Source organism: Oryzihumus sp. (assembly GCF_054325275.1).
On sequence record NZ_JBTCWL010000038.1, the window covers coordinates 1 to 15,745 of the forward strand.

The 15,745-nt window shown below is 73.0% G+C and carries 19 protein-coding genes; 4 read left to right on the forward strand and 15 right to left on the reverse strand.

What is annotated here, in order from left to right:
• The 4 genes from ACXVGS_RS11210 to ACXVGS_RS11225 all read right to left on the reverse strand — a co-directional run.
• Positions 1-647: aconitase family protein (locus tag ACXVGS_RS11210; protein ID WP_458536956.1), on the reverse strand; the 647-nt coding region annotated here is incomplete at its 3' end.
• Between the two features lie 39 nt (positions 648-686).
• Positions 687-1,163 carry an acyl-CoA thioesterase gene (locus ACXVGS_RS11215; protein ID WP_458530656.1) on the reverse strand — a complete coding sequence of 159 codons (477 nt, stop codon included), beginning with the start codon at positions 1,161-1,163 and terminating at the stop codon, positions 687-689.
• Positions 1,160-2,404, reverse strand: coding sequence for a class I SAM-dependent RNA methyltransferase (locus tag ACXVGS_RS11220; protein ID WP_458536957.1), 1,245 nt, complete (start codon positions 2,402-2,404; stop codon positions 1,160-1,162). Before ACXVGS_RS11220 ends, ACXVGS_RS11215 begins: the two co-directional genes overlap by 4 nt.
• Entirely contained in the window at positions 2,401-4,359 is a 1,959-nt protein-coding gene (locus ACXVGS_RS11225) for an APC family permease (protein ID WP_458530668.1), read from the reverse strand. The genes ACXVGS_RS11220 and ACXVGS_RS11225 overlap by 4 nt, the downstream gene beginning before the upstream one ends.
• A gap of 114 nt (positions 4,360-4,473) precedes the next feature.
• Here ACXVGS_RS11225 and ACXVGS_RS11230 point away from each other — a divergent pair, with 114 nt between their 5' ends.
• Positions 4,474-5,136 (forward strand): potassium channel family protein, encoded by a 663-nt coding sequence (locus ACXVGS_RS11230; RefSeq protein WP_458530658.1) that lies wholly within the window; start codon positions 4,474-4,476, stop codon positions 5,134-5,136.
• 31 nt (positions 5,137-5,167) lie between these two features.
• Positions 5,168-5,854: a potassium channel family protein gene (locus ACXVGS_RS11235; protein WP_141788374.1), complete on the forward strand. Its 687-nt coding sequence runs from the start codon at positions 5,168-5,170 to the stop codon at positions 5,852-5,854.
• Between the two features lie 96 nt (positions 5,855-5,950).
• Here the strand turns inward: ACXVGS_RS11235 and ACXVGS_RS11240 are convergent, their stop codons facing one another.
• Genes ACXVGS_RS11240 through ACXVGS_RS11260 form a run of 5 tightly spaced genes read right to left on the reverse strand, consistent with a single transcriptional unit; the run spans position 5,951 to position 8,668 of the window.
• Positions 5,951-6,652, reverse strand: a complete 702-nt coding sequence (locus ACXVGS_RS11240; RefSeq protein ID WP_458530659.1) for a DUF3159 domain-containing protein — start codon at positions 6,650-6,652, stop codon at positions 5,951-5,953.
• Complete coding sequence (locus ACXVGS_RS11245; RefSeq protein WP_458530660.1) at positions 6,642-7,046, reverse strand: OB-fold nucleic acid binding domain-containing protein; 405 nt, start codon at positions 7,044-7,046, stop codon at positions 6,642-6,644. Before ACXVGS_RS11245 ends, ACXVGS_RS11240 begins: the two co-directional genes overlap by 11 nt.
• 19 nt (positions 7,047-7,065) lie before the next feature.
• Positions 7,066-7,836 (reverse strand): DUF3710 domain-containing protein, encoded by a 771-nt coding sequence (locus ACXVGS_RS11250; RefSeq protein WP_458536958.1) that lies wholly within the window; start codon positions 7,834-7,836, stop codon positions 7,066-7,068.
• Positions 7,833-8,327: a dUTP diphosphatase gene (dut, locus tag ACXVGS_RS11255; protein ID WP_458531929.1), complete on the reverse strand. Its 495-nt coding sequence runs from the start codon at positions 8,325-8,327 to the stop codon at positions 7,833-7,835. Before dut ends, ACXVGS_RS11250 begins: the two co-directional genes overlap by 4 nt.
• 41 nt (positions 8,328-8,368) lie before the next feature.
• Positions 8,369-8,668: a DUF4193 domain-containing protein gene (locus ACXVGS_RS11260; protein ID WP_458530663.1), complete on the reverse strand. Its 300-nt coding sequence runs from the start codon at positions 8,666-8,668 to the stop codon at positions 8,369-8,371.
• A 372-nt stretch (positions 8,669-9,040) separates the two neighbouring features.
• On the opposite strand from ACXVGS_RS11260, the gene ACXVGS_RS11265 reads away from it, so the two are divergent.
• The gene (locus tag ACXVGS_RS11265) at positions 9,041-9,241 is read left to right on the forward strand and encodes a hypothetical protein (RefSeq protein ID WP_141788379.1); all 201 of its coding nucleotides are present in this window, start codon (positions 9,041-9,043) and stop codon (positions 9,239-9,241) included.
• Positions 9,242-9,371: 130 nt separating this feature from the next.
• On the opposite strand, the gene ACXVGS_RS11270 is transcribed toward ACXVGS_RS11265, so the two are convergent.
• From ACXVGS_RS11270 to ACXVGS_RS11280, 3 genes are read right to left on the reverse strand one after another with little or no spacing between them, the layout of a single operon-like run.
• Positions 9,372-10,244 carry an inositol monophosphatase family protein gene (locus ACXVGS_RS11270; protein WP_458533322.1) on the reverse strand — a complete coding sequence of 291 codons (873 nt, stop codon included), beginning with the start codon at positions 10,242-10,244 and terminating at the stop codon, positions 9,372-9,374.
• Positions 10,244-11,380 (reverse strand): ferrochelatase, encoded by a 1,137-nt coding sequence (locus tag ACXVGS_RS11275; protein ID WP_458536959.1) that lies wholly within the window; start codon positions 11,378-11,380, stop codon positions 10,244-10,246. The genes ACXVGS_RS11270 and ACXVGS_RS11275 overlap by 1 nt, the downstream gene beginning before the upstream one ends.
• Positions 11,377-12,012: a trimeric intracellular cation channel family protein gene (locus ACXVGS_RS11280; RefSeq protein ID WP_458531931.1), complete on the reverse strand. Its 636-nt coding sequence runs from the start codon at positions 12,010-12,012 to the stop codon at positions 11,377-11,379. The genes ACXVGS_RS11275 and ACXVGS_RS11280 overlap by 4 nt, the downstream gene beginning before the upstream one ends.
• A 119-nt stretch (positions 12,013-12,131) precedes the next feature.
• Here ACXVGS_RS11280 and sepH point away from each other — a divergent pair, with 119 nt between their 5' ends.
• The gene (gene sepH, locus ACXVGS_RS11285) at positions 12,132-13,403 is read left to right on the forward strand and encodes a septation protein SepH (RefSeq protein ID WP_458536960.1); all 1,272 of its coding nucleotides are present in this window, start codon (positions 12,132-12,134) and stop codon (positions 13,401-13,403) included.
• Here sepH and ACXVGS_RS11290 read toward each other — a convergent pair.
• The 3 genes from ACXVGS_RS11290 to ACXVGS_RS11300 are packed head-to-tail and all read right to left on the reverse strand — an operon-like array spanning position 13,366 to position 15,733.
• A complete protein-coding gene (locus tag ACXVGS_RS11290; protein ID WP_458536961.1) occupies positions 13,366-13,821 on the reverse strand; it encodes a hypothetical protein in 456 nt (151 codons plus the stop codon). The genes sepH and ACXVGS_RS11290 overlap by 38 nt on opposite strands.
• A gap of 59 nt (positions 13,822-13,880) precedes the next feature.
• A complete protein-coding gene (locus ACXVGS_RS11295) occupies positions 13,881-14,576 on the reverse strand; it encodes a thymidine kinase (protein WP_458529932.1) in 696 nt (231 codons plus the stop codon).
• An 11-nt stretch (positions 14,577-14,587) separates the two neighbouring features.
• On the reverse strand, positions 14,588-15,733 hold the full coding sequence (locus ACXVGS_RS11300; RefSeq protein ID WP_458531934.1) for an alkaline phosphatase family protein: 1,146 nt from the start codon (positions 15,731-15,733) through the stop codon (positions 14,588-14,590).
• Positions 15,734-15,745: the final 12 nt, after the last annotated feature.

A 15,745-nucleotide genomic window follows, 5' to 3' on the forward strand; every position in this document is an offset into this window, starting at 1 on the left:
CCCAGGCCGTTGACCATCGTCGTGTGCGAGTCGGTGCCGACGCAGGTGTCGGGGTAGGCCACGCCGTCACGGACCATGACGGTGCGCGCCAGGTGCTCGATGTTGACCTGGTGGACGATGCCGGTGCCGGGCGGGACGACCTTGAAGTCGTTGAACGCGGTCTGGCCCCAGCGCAGGAACTGGTAGCGCTCCTTGTTGCGCTGGTACTCCAGCTCGACGTTGCGCTCGAAGGCGTCGGCGCGACCGAACACGTCGGTGATGACCGAGTGGTCGATGACCAGCTCGGCCGGGGCCAGCGGGTTGATCTTCGTGGCGTCGCCACCGAGCTCGGCGACGGCCTCGCGCATGGTGGCCAGGTCGACCACGCAGGGCACGCCGGTGAAGTCCTGCATGATCACGCGGGCCGGCGTGAACTGGATCTCGGTGTCGGGCTCGGCCGAGGGGTCCCAGCCGGCGAGGGCCCGGATGTGGTCGGCGGTGATGTTCGCGCCGTCCTCGGTGCGCAGGAGGTTCTCCAGCAGCACCTTGAGGCTGTAGGGCAGGTTCGCGCTGCCGTCGACCGCCCCCAGGCGGTAGATGTCATAGGACGCGTCGCCCACCTGCAGGGCGCCTTGTGCTCCGAAGCTGTTTGCGCTCGTGCCGCTCACGGCCGGCTCCTTCCACCATTTATCTTGACGTCAAGATATCTAACCACACCTCGGTCGGGCCGGGACAGCGGGGTCGACCCCCTGACCCGACCGATCCTGCTCCAGCGCCGTGCGCAGGCCAAGGGGGATCGGCGCCTTGGCCCGGTCGGCGACGGTCACGCACACGTAGGTGATGGACACGTGTGCGCACGGCTGCCCGTCCCGCTCCCCCGGGCCGGTCCGCTCGATGTCGTAGCCCAGCCGGAACGAGGTCGAGCCGATGTGCTCCACGCGCACGCGCACCCGGGCCGACTCGAACGCCTGGAGGCTGTCGACCCAGTCCAGCTCGGCCCGGCGCAGCACCGCGTCGTAGCCGGACTCCCGCAGCGTGCGGTAGCCGTGGCCGAGGTGCTCCAGGTAGCCGCTCATGGCCTCGTCGCACCACCCGAGGTACCACATGTTGAAGACCACGCCGAGGGAGTCGACCTCGAAGAAGCGCACGTCGACCGGGTAGCCGAAACCGTTGTCGCCGCTCATTGCCCGGCCTCCACGGGGAGCGGCTCGAGGATGGCGATGCACTCCATGTGGTGGGTCATCGGGAAGGCGTCGAACGCCCGCAGCGACCGTATGCCGTAACCCGCCTCGCGCGCGTAGGCCACGTCCCGGGCGAGCGCGGCCGGGTCGCACGCGACGTAGGCGACCAGCCGCGGCCGCAGCGCGGTCACCTCGCGCACGACGTCGCGCCCGGCGCCGGTGCGTGGCGGGTCGAGGACCACCAGGTCGGCGCTCACCTGCTGCTGCAGCAGCGGACGCAGGGCCCGGTCGACCCGGCTGCGCCGGACCTCCACCTGCGGGCGGGAGTGCACGTTGCGCCGGGCGTCCCGCACGGCGCGCTCGTCAGACTCGACCGCGAGCACCGCCCCGTCCTCCCCCACCGCGTCGGCGAGGGCGACCGCGAACAGGCCCACCCCGGCATACAGGTCGACCGCCCGCTCCCCCGGCTGCGGGCCCAGCTCGGCGAGGACGTGGCCGACGAAGGTGGAGGCGGCGCCGGGGTGCACCTGCCAGAAGCCGCGGGCGCCGACGCGGAAGTCCTCCGACCAGCCACCCGCCTCGACGTGCTCGCGCACGTGCGGCGCGGCCTTCTCCCCTGCCGGGAGCAGCACGGTCACCACTCCGGGACCGGCGCTGGGGGCGATAACGTCGACGGCGGTCGACCCGCGCCAGGTGCGCTCCAGGACTCCGCTGTCGACGACCTCCTGCGTGGCGATGAGGCAGTCGTCAACCGCGACGACGTCGTGCGAGCGGTGCTTGCGCAGCCCGGGACGCCCGTCCGCGTCGACGGCGAACTCCACCCGCGTGCGCCAGCGCAGGCCCTCGGTGTCGCCGGGCACCGGCTCCACCGGGACGTCGACCGTGAGACCGGCCAGGCGCTGGAACTGCTCGGCCACGACCGCCGCCTTGAGCTCGCGGCTGTAGGCCAGGTCCGCGTGCTGGAAGTCGCAGCCGCCGCAGCGCCCCGGCCCGGCGAACGGGCAGGGCGGGGCGACCCGGTGCGCCGAGGGCTGCAGGACCTCGACGGCGTCCCCGCGCAGGAAGCGGTCGCCTTCCTTGCCCTCAGTGACCTCGACCCGGACCCGCTCCCCCGGCAGGGCGTGGCGGACGAACACCACGCGCCCGTCGTGGCGCGCGACGCAGTGCCCGCCGTGGGCCACGGGGCCGACCTCGACGACGAACTGCAGCCCGACCAGGGAGCCGCCCTGCCTGCGTTCGGTCACGAGCCCCGCCGGATGGAGCCGGCGCGCGGCCGGTCGAGACGCTCCTCGACACCCTCGGAGGACCGCAGCTGCCAGGGGACGCTGGCGACCATGACGCCAGGGGTGAACAGCAGGCGGCCCTTGAGGCGCAGGGCGCTCTGGTTGTGCAAGAGCTGCTCCCACCAGCGCCCGAGGACGTACTCGGGGATGTAGACCATGACCACGTCGCGCGGGCTGCCACGGCGGACCGACTTGACATAGTCGACGACCGGGCGGGTGATCTCGCGGTAGGGCGAGTCGAGCACCTTCAGCGGCACCGGGATGTCCCGGCGGTCCCACTCCTGCTGCAGCGACTTCGTCTCGTCCGGCTCGACGTTGACGGTGATCGCCTCCAGCACCGAGGGGCGCGTGGCCCGGGCGTAGGCCAGTGCCCGCAGCGTCGGCTTGTGGATCTTGGAGACCAGCACGACGGCGTGCACGCGCGAGGGCAGCAGCTGGGCGTCGGAGTCGGTCTCGGCGACGTGGAGCTCCTCGCGGACCCGTCGGTAGTGCCGGGAGATGGCCTGCATCAGGATGTACAGCACCACCATGGCGGCGATCGCGTAGCCGGCGCCCTTGACGAACTTCGTGGCCAGGACGACGAGCAGGACGGTGCCGGACATGACCGCGCCGATGCTGTTGATGATGCGGCTGCGCATCATCCTGGCCCGCACCTTGGGGTCGCGCTCGGTGCGCAGGTGACGGTTCCAGTGTCGGATCATGCCGGTCTGGCTCAGCGTGAACGAGACGAAGACGCCGACGATGTAGAGCTGGATGAGCTTGGTGACCTCGGCGTTGTAGATGAAGATCAGGAACGCCGCGGCACCGGCGAGGATGAGGATGCCGTTGCTGAACGCGAGGCGGTCGCCGCGGGTGTGCAGCTGGCGGGGCAGGTAGCCGTCCTTGGCCAGGATCGAGGCCAGGACCGGGAAGCCGTTGAACGCGGTGTTGGCGGCCAGCACGAGGATGATGCCGGTGACGATCGAGACGAACACGACGCCGACCGGGAAGCCGGAGAAGACCGTCTTGGCGAGCTGGCCGATGATCGTGTCCTGCTGGTAGGCGGGGCCCACCGGGTGGCCGTTGACCCAGAGCTGGGTGGCGGGGTTCTCGGCGTACTTGATGCCGGTCATCCGGGTCAGCGTGATGATCGACATGAGCATGGTGACGGCGATCGTGCCCATGAGCAGCAGGGTCGTGGCCGCGTTGCGGCTCTTGGGCTTCTTGAAGGCCGGCACGCCGTTGGAGATCGCCTCGACGCCGGTGAGCGCGGCACAGCCGGAGGAGAACGCGCGCAGCAGCAGGAACATCGCGGCGAAGCCCATGATCCCGCCCGATCCGGGCTCGGGAAGGAGGGTGAACCTCGCGCTCTCGGCCTGGGGCAGGTGACCGAAGGCCGCACGGGCGAAGCCGAACAGGCCCATGCCGATGATGCCGAACATGAATGCGTAGACAGGGACGGCGAACGCCGAGCCAGACTCTCGCACACCCCGCAGGTTCATGGCGGTGAGCAGCACGACCAGGGCGATGGCGATCGGCATCTCGTGGCCGCGCAGGAACGGCATCGCGGCCGCGGCGTTCTGCACGCCGGAGGAGATCGACACCGCGACGGTCAGGACGTAGTCGACGAGCAGCGCGCTGGCCACCGTCAGCCCGGCGCGGGCGCCGAGGTTGACGGTGGCGACCTCGTAGTCACCGCCACCTGAGGGGTAGGCGTGGACGTTCTGCCGGTAGGACGCGACGACGACGAGCATGACGAAGACGACGCCGAGGCCGATCTGCCAGGAGTGGGTCGTCGCGAACGCTCCGCCGGCCACCGCCAGGGTCAGGAAGATCTCGTCCGGTGCGTAGGCCACCGAGGAGAGCGCGTCACTGGCGAAGACCGGGAGGGCGATCCGCTTGGGCAGCAAGGTCTCACCGAGCCGGTCGCTGCGCATGGCGCGACCCACGAGGAGGCGTTTGAGGACACGACCGGTGGCGGGCACGTCGCAACTCTAGGGCGCTCTGGCCGGGCTGCGCGGCCCGCACCCCCTCCGGTGTAGCGTCGGCGCGTGCACTTCGTCATCATGGGCTGCGGCCGGGTCGGCTCGACGCTCGCCCTGAGCCTTGAGAGCCAGGGCCACGACGTGGCCGTCATCGACCAGAACAGCACCGCGTTCCGGCGACTGGGCAGCACGTTCGAGGGCAAGCGGGTCACCGGGGTCGGCTTCGACCGCGACACGTTGCGCGAGGCGGGCGTCGAGGACGCCTACGCGTTCGCCGCGGTCAGCAACGGTGACAACTCCAACATCCTCGCCGCGCGGGTGGCTCGCGAGACGTTCGGCGTCGAGCACGTCGTCGCCCGCATCTACGACCCCGGCCGCGCCGAGGTCTACCAGCGGCTCGGCATCCCCACCGTCGCCACGGTGCGCTGGACGGCCGACCAGATGCTGCGCCGGCTGCTCCCCCAGGGCTCGGTCCCGGAGCACACCGACCCCAGCGGCCAGATCCTCATCGCCGATGTCCCGGTCCACGCCGGCTGGGTCGGCCGCCGGATCACCGAGCTGGAGTCGGTCACCGGTGCGCGGGTGGCCTACCTGACCCGTCTGGGCGAGGGTCTGCTCCCGGCGGCCGACACCGTCTACCAGGACGGCGACATCGTCCACCTGGTCACGACGACCGGCGCCCTGACCAGCGTCGAGCAGACCCTCGACCAGCCGCCGCCCGCCCACTGAGCGCCCGCCCCAGAAAGGACCCACGCCCACCATGCGCGTAGTCATCGCCGGCGCCGGCAGCGTCGGCCGCTCCATCGCCCGGGAGCTCCTGCACAACGGGCACCAGGTGCTGCTCATCGACAAGGACGCCGACGACGTCCAGGCCGGGCGGGTGCCGGAGGCCTCGTGGCTGCTGGCCGACGCCTGCGAGATCACGGCCCTGCACGAGGCGGGGCTGGCCGACTGCGACGTCGTCGTCGCCGCCACCGGTGACGACAAGGCCAACCTGGTCGTCTCGCTGCTGGCCAAGACCGAGTTCGGCGTGCCACGCACGGTCGCCCGGGTCAACAACCCCAAGAACGAGTGGATGTTCGACGAGGCCTGGGGTGTCGACGTGGCCGTGTCCACGCCGCGCCTCATGACGGCCCTGGTCGAGGAGGCGGTCAGCGTCGGCGACCTGGTCCGCATCTTCCAGTTCCAGCAGGGCACCGCCACGATGGTCGAGCTGACCCTGCCGCCGGACAGCCCGTTCGCCGGCAAGCGGGTCGGCGACATCCCGTGGCCCGGCGACAGCGTGCTCGTGGGCATCATCCGCGAGGACCACCCGATCGCCCCCAGCCGCGACGACTCGGTCGAGGCCCACGACGAGCTGCTCTTCCTCACCACGCCCGAGGTCGAGGACGCCCTCGAGGCAATGCTCAGCCCCGGCAACCGGGTGCCCCGCGGCGCCGAGGGCTGACCACCGGACCCGGACACACACCGTGAGGGGGCGGCCGCATCGCGGCCGCCCCCTCGTCATGTCCGCTGTATGCCGGGTGGCTCAGTCGGGTGGGACTCAGTCGGTGGGACGTGCCCCGGCCGCGAGGTCCTCGGCGGCGGCCCGCGTGCGTCCGCGCATGAGGATCGCGGCCATCACCGCGACGGCGGCAAGGTAGGCGGGCCAGCCGAGGACCAGCTTGGCGACGCCGAGCAGGGTGACCTGCGAGGCGGCATACAGGGGGCCCATGACGAGCAGGCGCAGGGCGTAGAGCCCCACGAGGACCAGCGTGAGCCGCTGGCACACCCGAACCAGGCCCGCGTCGCGGCGCCACGCGGTGGGGTCCTCGGCCATGCGCGGGTCCCCGGCCGCGACCACGAAGCCGACCAGCGGCCAGCGGGTGACCACCGACAGCAGGGCCATCAGCATGAGCCCGGCGTTGGTGAGGATGCCCGGCAGGAAGGCGGCCTCGGCCCGCCCGCTGCGCAGCGCGAAAGCGGCCGCCACCGCCGTGGCCAGGACGGAGCCCAGGACGTAGCGGGGGGTCTGGCGCGCCACGAGACGCACCGCCAGCAGCACCACCGCCAGCACGGCGGAGGCGACGACCGCCGTCATGACGTCATGCCGCCACGCCCAGGCGGCGACGAACGCGACCGTGGGCAGGGCGGCCTCGACCGAGCCGCGCAGGCCGCCGACTGCGGCCGAGAGCCGCGCCCGGATGAGCTCCTCGACCGTGGGCGTGTCGACAGGCTCGGGCGCCGCCGTCGGGTCAGTGGCCACGGGTCGGCTTGATGTCGTAGGCGGGGTTGAACATCGTCGGCACCCCACGCTGGAAGGTGACCCGGCCGCGCACCGTGAGGTACGTGCCGGTCTCGATGCCCTTGATCTCGCGACGCCCCAGCCACACCAGGTTGAGCCGCTGGCTGCCGTCGTAGAGCTCGGCCACCAGGGCCGGCACGTTGACCCGCGGGCGCAGCGTCACGCTGCGCACCGAACCGCAGACGCTGGCGTTCTGGCGGTCGACGAGGTCGGCGATCGGCGTGCCACCGAGCCGGTCGGCGTCGGCCTGCAGCTCGCCGGCGTCGAGCTCGGCCTGGCTCTTGGTCAGGCGCGAGGTCAGGCGGTGCAGCAGGCCGGACTCCTCGCGGGGTCGCGCGCGTTCGGCCTCGGTCATGGTGACGGCCACCTCGCTCTCAACGGATCTCGGTGATCTCGGGGCCGCGCTCGAAGGGGGTGAAGTCCTCTGCCGCCGGCGGCTCCGGGGCCTGGTCCCCAGTGTGCTGCTCCTCCGACGGCAGCTGCAACGGCAGCAGGTCCCGGGGCGCCATGGCCTCGTCGCCGCGGACGACGACCGTCGCGCTGACCATCTCGATCAGCGGGGTGGCGGCATCCTGGTCGACCGCCGCCCGGCCGCTGAGCACCGCACGGAGGAACCAGCGCGGGCCGTCGACCCCGAGAAAGCGGGCCGGGGAGTAGATGGTGCGACCGTCGGGTGCCTGGCCCGGCATCCGCGTCTGCAGCTCGGCGCCGAGCGGGCCGGAGACCTCGTCGGCAGTGCCGCCCTGACGGGTGATGCTCGAGGCGATCTCCCGGCGGATCTCCTCCCACAGGCCCTCGGAGCGCGGAGCCGCGAACGCCTGCAGCTGAACGGCCGACTCCCCCAGCACCGCCGTCACGCCCACGATGCTCTGGGTCTCGTCGTCGACCTCCAGGCGCAGCTCCATGCCGGGCACACCGGCCACCCAGAGCGAGCCGAGGTCGAGCCGGCCCTCCGGGCCGGGCACCTGGCCGCGGTCGTAGGGGCCGGCGGTGCCGATCGGCTGGTCGGTGCCGGACTGGCCAGCACCGGACTGGTCGGCGCGCGTCTGGTCGAGGCCGGCCTCGTCCGCCGGCGTGACCTCGGGCTCGACGGCGTCGCTACCGGTGGGGGGCGCGGACTTGCTGCCGCGGCGGAACAGGCTCACTGGTTGTCCTCGTCCTTCATGTCGTGGGGCGGGGGTGCGGAGAACCCGCCACTGGCCCCATGCCCAGTCTCCCCTCGTGCGCTACCCGGGAGCGAGTCGACCTCGATGAACCGGGGCACGCTGACCTGCTGGATGACCAGCTGGGCGATGCGGTCACCCCGGTGCACCGTGAACGGGCGCTCGGGGTCGGTGTTGAGCAGGTTCACCAGGATCTCGCCGCGGTAGCCCGCGTCGACGGTGCCCGGTGCGTTGACGATGGTGATGCCGTGCCGGGCCGCCAGCCCCGAGCGGGGGTGGACGAACGCGGCGTAGCCCTCGGGCAGCGCCACCGCGATGCCGGTCGGCACCAGGTCGCGACCACCCGGGGGCAAGGTCGCGTCCCGGCGCGCATGCAGGTCCACCCCGGCGTCGCCGGGGTGGGACCGGACCGGCAGCGGCAGCTGCGGGTCGAGTCGCTGCAGGAGCACCGGGACGCACGAAGGGTCAGTCACAGGGACCGACCCTATCGGGCTGTGCCGTCAGTGATCCCGGCTCAGGCTGCGCACTCGCTGCACACCGGGAGCCCGCCGACCTCCTTGGCCAGCTGGCTCCGGTGGTGCACGAGGAAGCAGCGCGAGCAGGTGAACTCGTCAGCCTGGCGGGGCAGCACCCGCACCGACAGCTCCTCACCGGAGAGGTCGGCGCCGGGCAGCTCGAAGCCTTCGGCCTGCTCGGTCTCGTCGACGTCGACGCTCGAGGAGCTCTTGTCGACGCGGCGGGACTTCAGCTCCTCGATGGAGTCCGCAGACTCCTCGTCGTCGGTCTTGCGTGGCGCGTCGTAGTCAGTCGCCATGGGGTGTGTCGCTCTCCTTGGAGGTCTGTTCGGTGGTGCAGAAAGTCTGATTGGTGGGTGGCAGCGGGGTTAACGCAGAAGGTCCCGGATTTGTGCCCACCTGCGGGGCGGATTGTTCCTTATCCCCTCCCCCGGGTCATGCACCGGGGTGATACGGGTGTGGCGTGCCCGCGTCCGCGGACCCCCGGCCGCCCCCCGATGCAGCGGTCGCGAATGTGACCAGACCCACAACAGCGCACAACCGTGCAGGTCAGCGAGCCGCGTTGGCGATCTCTTTACGGTTTGTTAGCGCAAAGATCAGCGACGCGATTGGCAACCCCGACCGGGTCACCTCGTAGAGTCAGCGCGCCGAAGACACCACGGGAGGTGGACATGACTGAGTTCCACGCGGAGATCCGCGAACGGGTTCAGCAGGCCCTCGAGTCGCTCGAGGCCGCCCGACGCAGTGGCGACGACTACCTGGTGGAGGTGCGGGTCGGAGAGCTCGAGTCGCTGGCCCACCTGGCCGCGGAGCACGGCCTGCACGTCCCCGAGCTGGCGGAGTACGCCCCCGACGAGCGCGCCGCCAGCTGAACGCGGGCTGCGCCACCGTCAGGACGAGAGAGGCCGGTGGCCGGGCACGACGCCCCGCCACCGGCCTCCTTTCATGTCCCGTGCATGCCGGGGCACGCGTGCCGCCCCACGGCATACCGTCGGGGGTGCGTCAGTCCGCGACGGTCATCAGGTCGGCCAGCCGCGCGCCGAGCGCCGCCGCCAGCGGCGCCCCGGCGGCCACCACCAGCTCTTTGGCCGGCGGCCGGCCGGGCAGGCCGCTGACGAGCGCACCGGCCTCCGTGGCCACCAGCCATCCTGCGGCGAGGTCCCACGGGTTCAGCCCGCGCTCGTAGTAGGCGTCGACGCGACCCGCGGCCACGGCGCACAGGTCCAGCGCGGCGCTCCCGGCCCGGCGGATGTCGCGGATGTGCGGGATCAGCTCCGCCAGCACCGCCGCCTGCGCGCGCCGGACCTCGGCGCGGTAGCCGAAGCCGGTGGCGACCAAGGCCTGGCCGAGCGTGTCGACCTCGCCCGCGCGCAGCCGCCTTCGCTGCCCGGCCGCGTCGACCAGGTGCGCCCCTGCCCCGAGCCGGGCGTGGAACATCTCCCCGCTGACCGGGTTGTAGACCGCGCCGGCAACGGGGCGCCAGTGACCGGGCCGCGTGGGGTCGCCGACCACGGCCCCGACGGAGACGCAGTAGGCCGGGATCTCGTAGAGGTAGTTGACGGTCCCGTCGATCGGGTCGACCACCCACGTGATGCCGCTCGTCCCGTCCGTGGCACCGTCCTCCTCGCCCAGGATCGCGTCGTCGGGACGGGCGGCCCCGAGCAGCGCGCGCAGCAGCTTCTCGCAGCCCTGGTCCATCACGGTGACCACGTCGGTGGCGCTGCTCTTGGTCTGCGCCACGCCGAGACCGCCGGGGCGCTCGTCCACGATGAACCGGCCCGCCTCGTGGGCCGTGTCGACGGCGAGGCGCTCGAGCGCGGCCAGGTCCAGGCCCTCGGGCAGCTCCGGCAGCTCGGGGACGGTCGAGCTGGCCATCAGTCGCTCCCGCACAGTGCCGGCCTGGCCACCCGCAGGTTGGGGCAGCAGCCCGGTCGGCAGACCACCGGCCGGGTGTCGCTGCCCGGCCACGTCGGCTGCACCACTGCCTCGTTGCGGGCGAGGGCGGCGCGCTCGAGGACGAGGTCCACCAGACCGCTGACGAACTCCGCGTCGGTGCCGACCGTGGGCACCCGGACCAGGCGCAGCCCGAGCCGCTCGGCGGTCTCCGCGGCCTCGGTGTCGAGGTCGAAGACGACCTCCATGTGGTCGGACACGAAGCCGATCGGCGCGAGCACGACCGCCCGCACCCCCTCGCCGTGCAGCCGCTCGAGGTGGTCGTTGACGTCCGGCTCCAGCCACGGCTGGCTCGGCGGGCCGGAGCGCGAGCAGTAGACCAGGTCCCACTCCAGGGAGCGGCTCAGCGTGGCGTTGACCTCGGCGGTGACCGCCGCGGACAGGTCGAGGTGCTGGCGGCGGTACAGGTTGCCCTCACCGTCGCCCGGGCCGGAGGTGTCGTCCATGGCCTCGGGCACCGAGTGGGTGACGAAGACCAGCCGCACCTGCTCGTCGGGCAGGCCCAGCCCTCGCGCCGCCTCGGTGACCAGTCGCGTGTTGGCCCGGCTGAAGCCCGGGTGGTTCCAGTACGGCCGCACCTTGTCCACGGCGAGGTCGACGCCCTGCTCGGCGAGCGTGCCGACCGCGGCGGCGAGGTCCTCGCGGTACTGGCGGCAGGAGGAGTAGGAGGAGTAGGCGCTGGTCACCAGGGTGACCACACGGCGTACCCCGTCCTCGTGGGCCTGGCGCTGGGTGTCGGTGACGAAGGGCTCGGAGTTGCGGTTGCCCCACAGCAGCGGCGTCGCGATGCCGCGGCGGTCGAGCTCGGTGCGCAGCTCCTTGAGCAGCGCGCGGTTCTGGTCGTTGATGGGGCTGCGCCCGCCGAAGTGCAGGTAGTGCTCCGCGACGGCCTCGAGCCGCTCGTCGGGGATGCCGCGCCCGGCCGTGACGCGGCGCAGGAACGGCATCACCTCCTCGGGGGCCTCGGGGCCGCCGAAGGACAGCAGGAGGATGGCGTCGTAGGGCGCGAGCTCATCGGTCGCGTCGGTGGAGCCTGGCGTGGCGTCAGGGGTGCTCATGCGGAGTCTCCGGTTCGCAGGGGGGTGGGGGCGTTGAGGTCGAGGACGACGGCGGTCATCCGGACGGTGAAGACCAGGGCCACCGCCGACCACACCACGGTCTCGGTGAGGTGGTGCATCCGGTAGGCGACGACGACCACCGTGGCACCGAGCAGGGCGGGCACGGCGTACAGCTCGCGGCGCAGCACCTCGGGCACCTGCCCGGCGAGGAGGTCACGCAGCATCCCGCCGCCGATCGCGGTGATCGCACCGACGAGCACGGCGGTCATCGGCCCGGCGCCGGCGCCGAGGGCCTTGAGCGCGCCGGCGACGGCGAACGCGGCCAGGCCGGCGGCGTCGAGGATGCGGACCAGCTTGCTGATCCGGGCCACGCCGGGGTGGAACAGGAAGGTCACGACCCCGGCGAGCGAGGCAGTGGCGACGAGCCGCCAGTCGCTGAGGCCGACTGGTGGAGTGGCGCCGATGAGCAGGTCCCTCATGACCCCGCCGCCGAGCGCCGCGGCGCCGGCCAGGACGAGCACGCCGAAGAGATCGAGCCGCTTGCGGACGGCGACGAGCCCGCCGGAGAGGGCAAACACGAAGACTCCGACGAGGTCAAGGATGAGCTGCAGCTGGGCGTCCTGGGTGAGCATGGTCGTAGGCAAAAGTACCGGTGCGGCGTGGCCGCTTCCGCCGGGGCTGCGCGAGGTGGCAGAGTCGGGGTCCTGCCGGGCATGGACGGGACCCGGCGGAGGTGACCGGGAGAAGGCGAATGCAGGACCTGCGACTGATCGGCGTGCACGAGGACGGCGAGCACCTGCTGCTCGCGGCGGCTGACGGCACCCGGTTCCGGGTGCGCATCGACGAGCCGATCCGGGCCGCGGTCCGACGGGACCGGCCCCGGCTGGGGCAGCTGCAGATCGAGGTCGACGGCGGGCTGCGTCCCCGCGACGTGCAGGCGCTCATCCGGGCCGGCGCGTCCGTGGAGGAGGTGGCCGAGCGTGCCGGGTGGCCGGTGGAGAAGGTGCGCCGCTACGAGGGCCCGGTCATCGCCGAGCGTGAGCACGTCGCCGGGCTGGCGCGCGAGGTGCGCCTGCGCGGCCGCGGTGGTTCCGCCGGCGCCTCGGCCCCCACCCTGGCCACCCGGGTCAGCCAGCGGCTCAGCGGCCGAGGCGTGGACCCGACGGACGCGACCTGGGACTCCTGGCGCTCCGATGAGGGGCCGTGGACGGTCGTGCTGACCTTCCCCGCCGGCGGGCGCCAGCGCCAGGCCTCCTGGACCTACCACTCCACCGACCGCACGGTCACGGCCGTCGACGACGAGGCGCGCTGGCTGAGCGAGGACGAGCAGCCCGGTGTCCCCGGGCCCATCCCGGCGCCGCACCTGGCATCGGTCCCGGTACGCTCCACGACCGTCTACGACGTCGAGGCCGAGGGTGGCGTCCACGCCGCCGGTCGGCCGACCGAGCGGACCGCCGAGCCGCTGGACCTCATGACCGCGATGCGTGAGCGGAGCGCCGCCCGGGCCCGCCGCCGGCCCGGCCCGCGCCGGGACACCCCGCCGCCGGCACCGACCGCCTCCCCTGCCACGCCCACCCACGTCCCCGGCTCCACGGACGCCCCGGAGGAGGCCGTCCCGCTCGAGCACATCGCCTACGACCCCACGACGATGCCGCCGCCCCCACCGGCCCACGGCTACCCCGGCGCCCACGCGCACTGGGACGTCGGCGACCAGCCGGGCACGCCCGCCGGCGAGCCGGAGGACGCCGACGCCGCGCTGCCGGAGGACGACGCTGCGCTGCCGGAGGAGGTCGCGGACGCGGCGCCCACGGTGGAGGCCGTCCCCGCCGACGAGGACGCGCGTGACGAGGGCGACCATCCCGACGTCGAGGACGACGCGCAGCCCGGGGCGGCGCAGAAGCGGGCGGCCCGTGAGGAGGCTCCGACGCGCCGGTCGGCGTCCTCCCGGCGCAGCGGCCGGCCGAGCGTGCCCAGCTGGGACGACATCATGTTCGGCGCGCGTCCGGGCTCCGACCGGGGCTGACGCCGGGGACCGGGGCACGGCCCCGGTCCCGCAGGCCGAGCACGGCCACGAGCGCGCCCCAGACGGCGCAGACCGGCTGCAGCCACGAGAACGACCGGATGAACGCCACCTCGACGACGATCCAGCCGACGAGCAGCAGCCCGGCGAGCAGCAGCAGCTGCGGTGCCCGCGGGTTCCCACGCCAGCCGGCCACGGCGGCCAGGGTCATCGGCAGGGCCACCACCACGAGCAGGGCGGTGCCGGCCACCAGGGTGCTCCCCCACGGCAGGCGGCCGGTGATCTCCTCGCCGAAGCCGACGCTGCCGCTCCACAGCCCGAACGTCCCCGCCGCCGCGCCCACCGCCATCACCGCGGCCAGCGCCGCGGCGACCCGGTCCCGTTGCACTGTGGCCATCGCCCACCCCTCCACGATCGTCATGGAGACCAGCCTGGCGGGAGCCCGCCGCGAGGAGTCGAGGCGGAGGTCCCGGGGTCTGCTCAGGCGCCCCGGGCCGAGCTGGGCACCACCGGCAGCGGGCACAGGTCGAGGTCGAACGGGAGCACCTCGGCTGACGGGGACGCGGCCCGCGCGGCGGCGGAGGTCATCCGGCGCATGTAGTGCCGGCGGCACAGGACCTCGTACTCGACCACCCCGGCGACCGTGCTGGCGGTGTCGCCGACCACGACCTGCTCCCCCTCGACGACCATCACGCCGTCGATGACGCGGGCGTTGTGGGTGGCTCGCTGCCCGCACCAGCACAAGGCCTCGACCTGGAGCACCTGCACCCGGTCGGCCAGCTCGATCATCCGGCGCGAGCCGGGGAACAACGCGGTGCGGAAGTCCGCGGTGATGCCGAAGGCGTAGACGTCCACCCCCATCTCGTCCACCAGCCGGGCCAGCTGCTCGACCTGCTCGGGGGTGTAGAACTGCGCCTCGTCGCAGATGAGGTAGTCGACCCGGAGACCGTTGGTGGCCTGGCCCACGATGGCGTCCCAGAAGTCGAGGTCGTCCTCGACCTCCAGGGCGCTGGTGGACAGGCCCAGGCGGGAGGACAGCACCGACTCGCCGGCGCGATCGTGCTTGGTGAAGATCAGCCCGCGGCGCCCGCGGGCGGCGTGGTTGTGGTCCATCTGCAGGGCGAGGGTGGACTTGCCGCAGTCCATGGTGCCGGAGAAGAAGACGAGTTCAGCCACGAGCCGCAACCCTATGCGTTGTCGCGCGCCGGCACCCGCAGGAGGGGCACCGACACCTCCTCGGGGGTCAGCGACCCGTGCAGCCCGAGCAGGGCCAGCAGCTGCGGCCGCGCGGTGCGCGAGTCCACGATCGCGAAGTTGTCGCGCATCGGGACGACGACGTCGCCGATCCGCGGCAGCACGTGCTCGGCGACCGGGCCGAACCAGCCCTGGGCCACGGCCTCGTCCCGCTCGAGCACCCACGCCCGCTCGGAGAGACGCCCGCGCCACGTCTGCACCACGTCGGCGGCCGCACCGGGCTCGCAGTACAGCTGCAGGGAGCGGGCCTCCCCGCCCACATGGCGGATCCCGGCGGCGAGCTCAGAGTCGTGGCCGAGGTCGATGCGCAGGGCGTGCGGCGCGTCGACCATGCCGTGGTCGGCCGTCACCAGCACCGCCGTGTCCGGCGGCACGGACGCCGCGAGCCGGGCCATGGCCCCGTCGATCGCCTCGAGCTCGTCGCCCCACTCCCAGGACTGGCAGCCGTGGACGTGCCCGACCTTGTCCAGCTCGCCCCAGTAGAGGTAGACCAGCGCCCGACGGCTGGCCCGCACAGCCGCGAGCGCGGCGTCGACCCGGTCATCCAGGGAGGTCGCCGCCCGGAACGAGCCGCCACGGACGGCGGCGTTGGTCAGGCCGGAGCCGTCGAAGAAGCCCGGCCCGATCCGCGTCACGTCCACGCCCGCGGCCTGGGCCCGCTCGAACACCGTCTCGGACGGCTGCCAGCGCAGCGGGTCGGGACCGTCCTCCCAGGACAGCTCGTTGAGCAGGCGGTCCTCCCCCGGCACCAGCACCTCGTAGCCGACCAGCCCGTGGGCGCCCGGGGGCAGCCCGGTGCCGAACGTCGCCATGCTCGTGGCCGTCGTGGACGGGAAGCCGGCGGTGAGCCGGTATGCGGCGGGCAGCAGGCTGCGCAGGAAAGGCGCGTGCCCGCTGCGCTGGCGCAGCAGGTCGTACCCCAGCCCGTCGACGAGCACGACGACGGCCCGGCGCGCCTCGGGCAGGTCCATGCCGGTGGGCGCCCCTGCTCCCCCGGGCACCCCCAGCGAGCGCGCCACGGCAGGCAGCACCGCGGCCAGTCCCTCCCCGTCGTAGCGGGGAGGCAGCACCTCCTCCATCACCCGAACGTC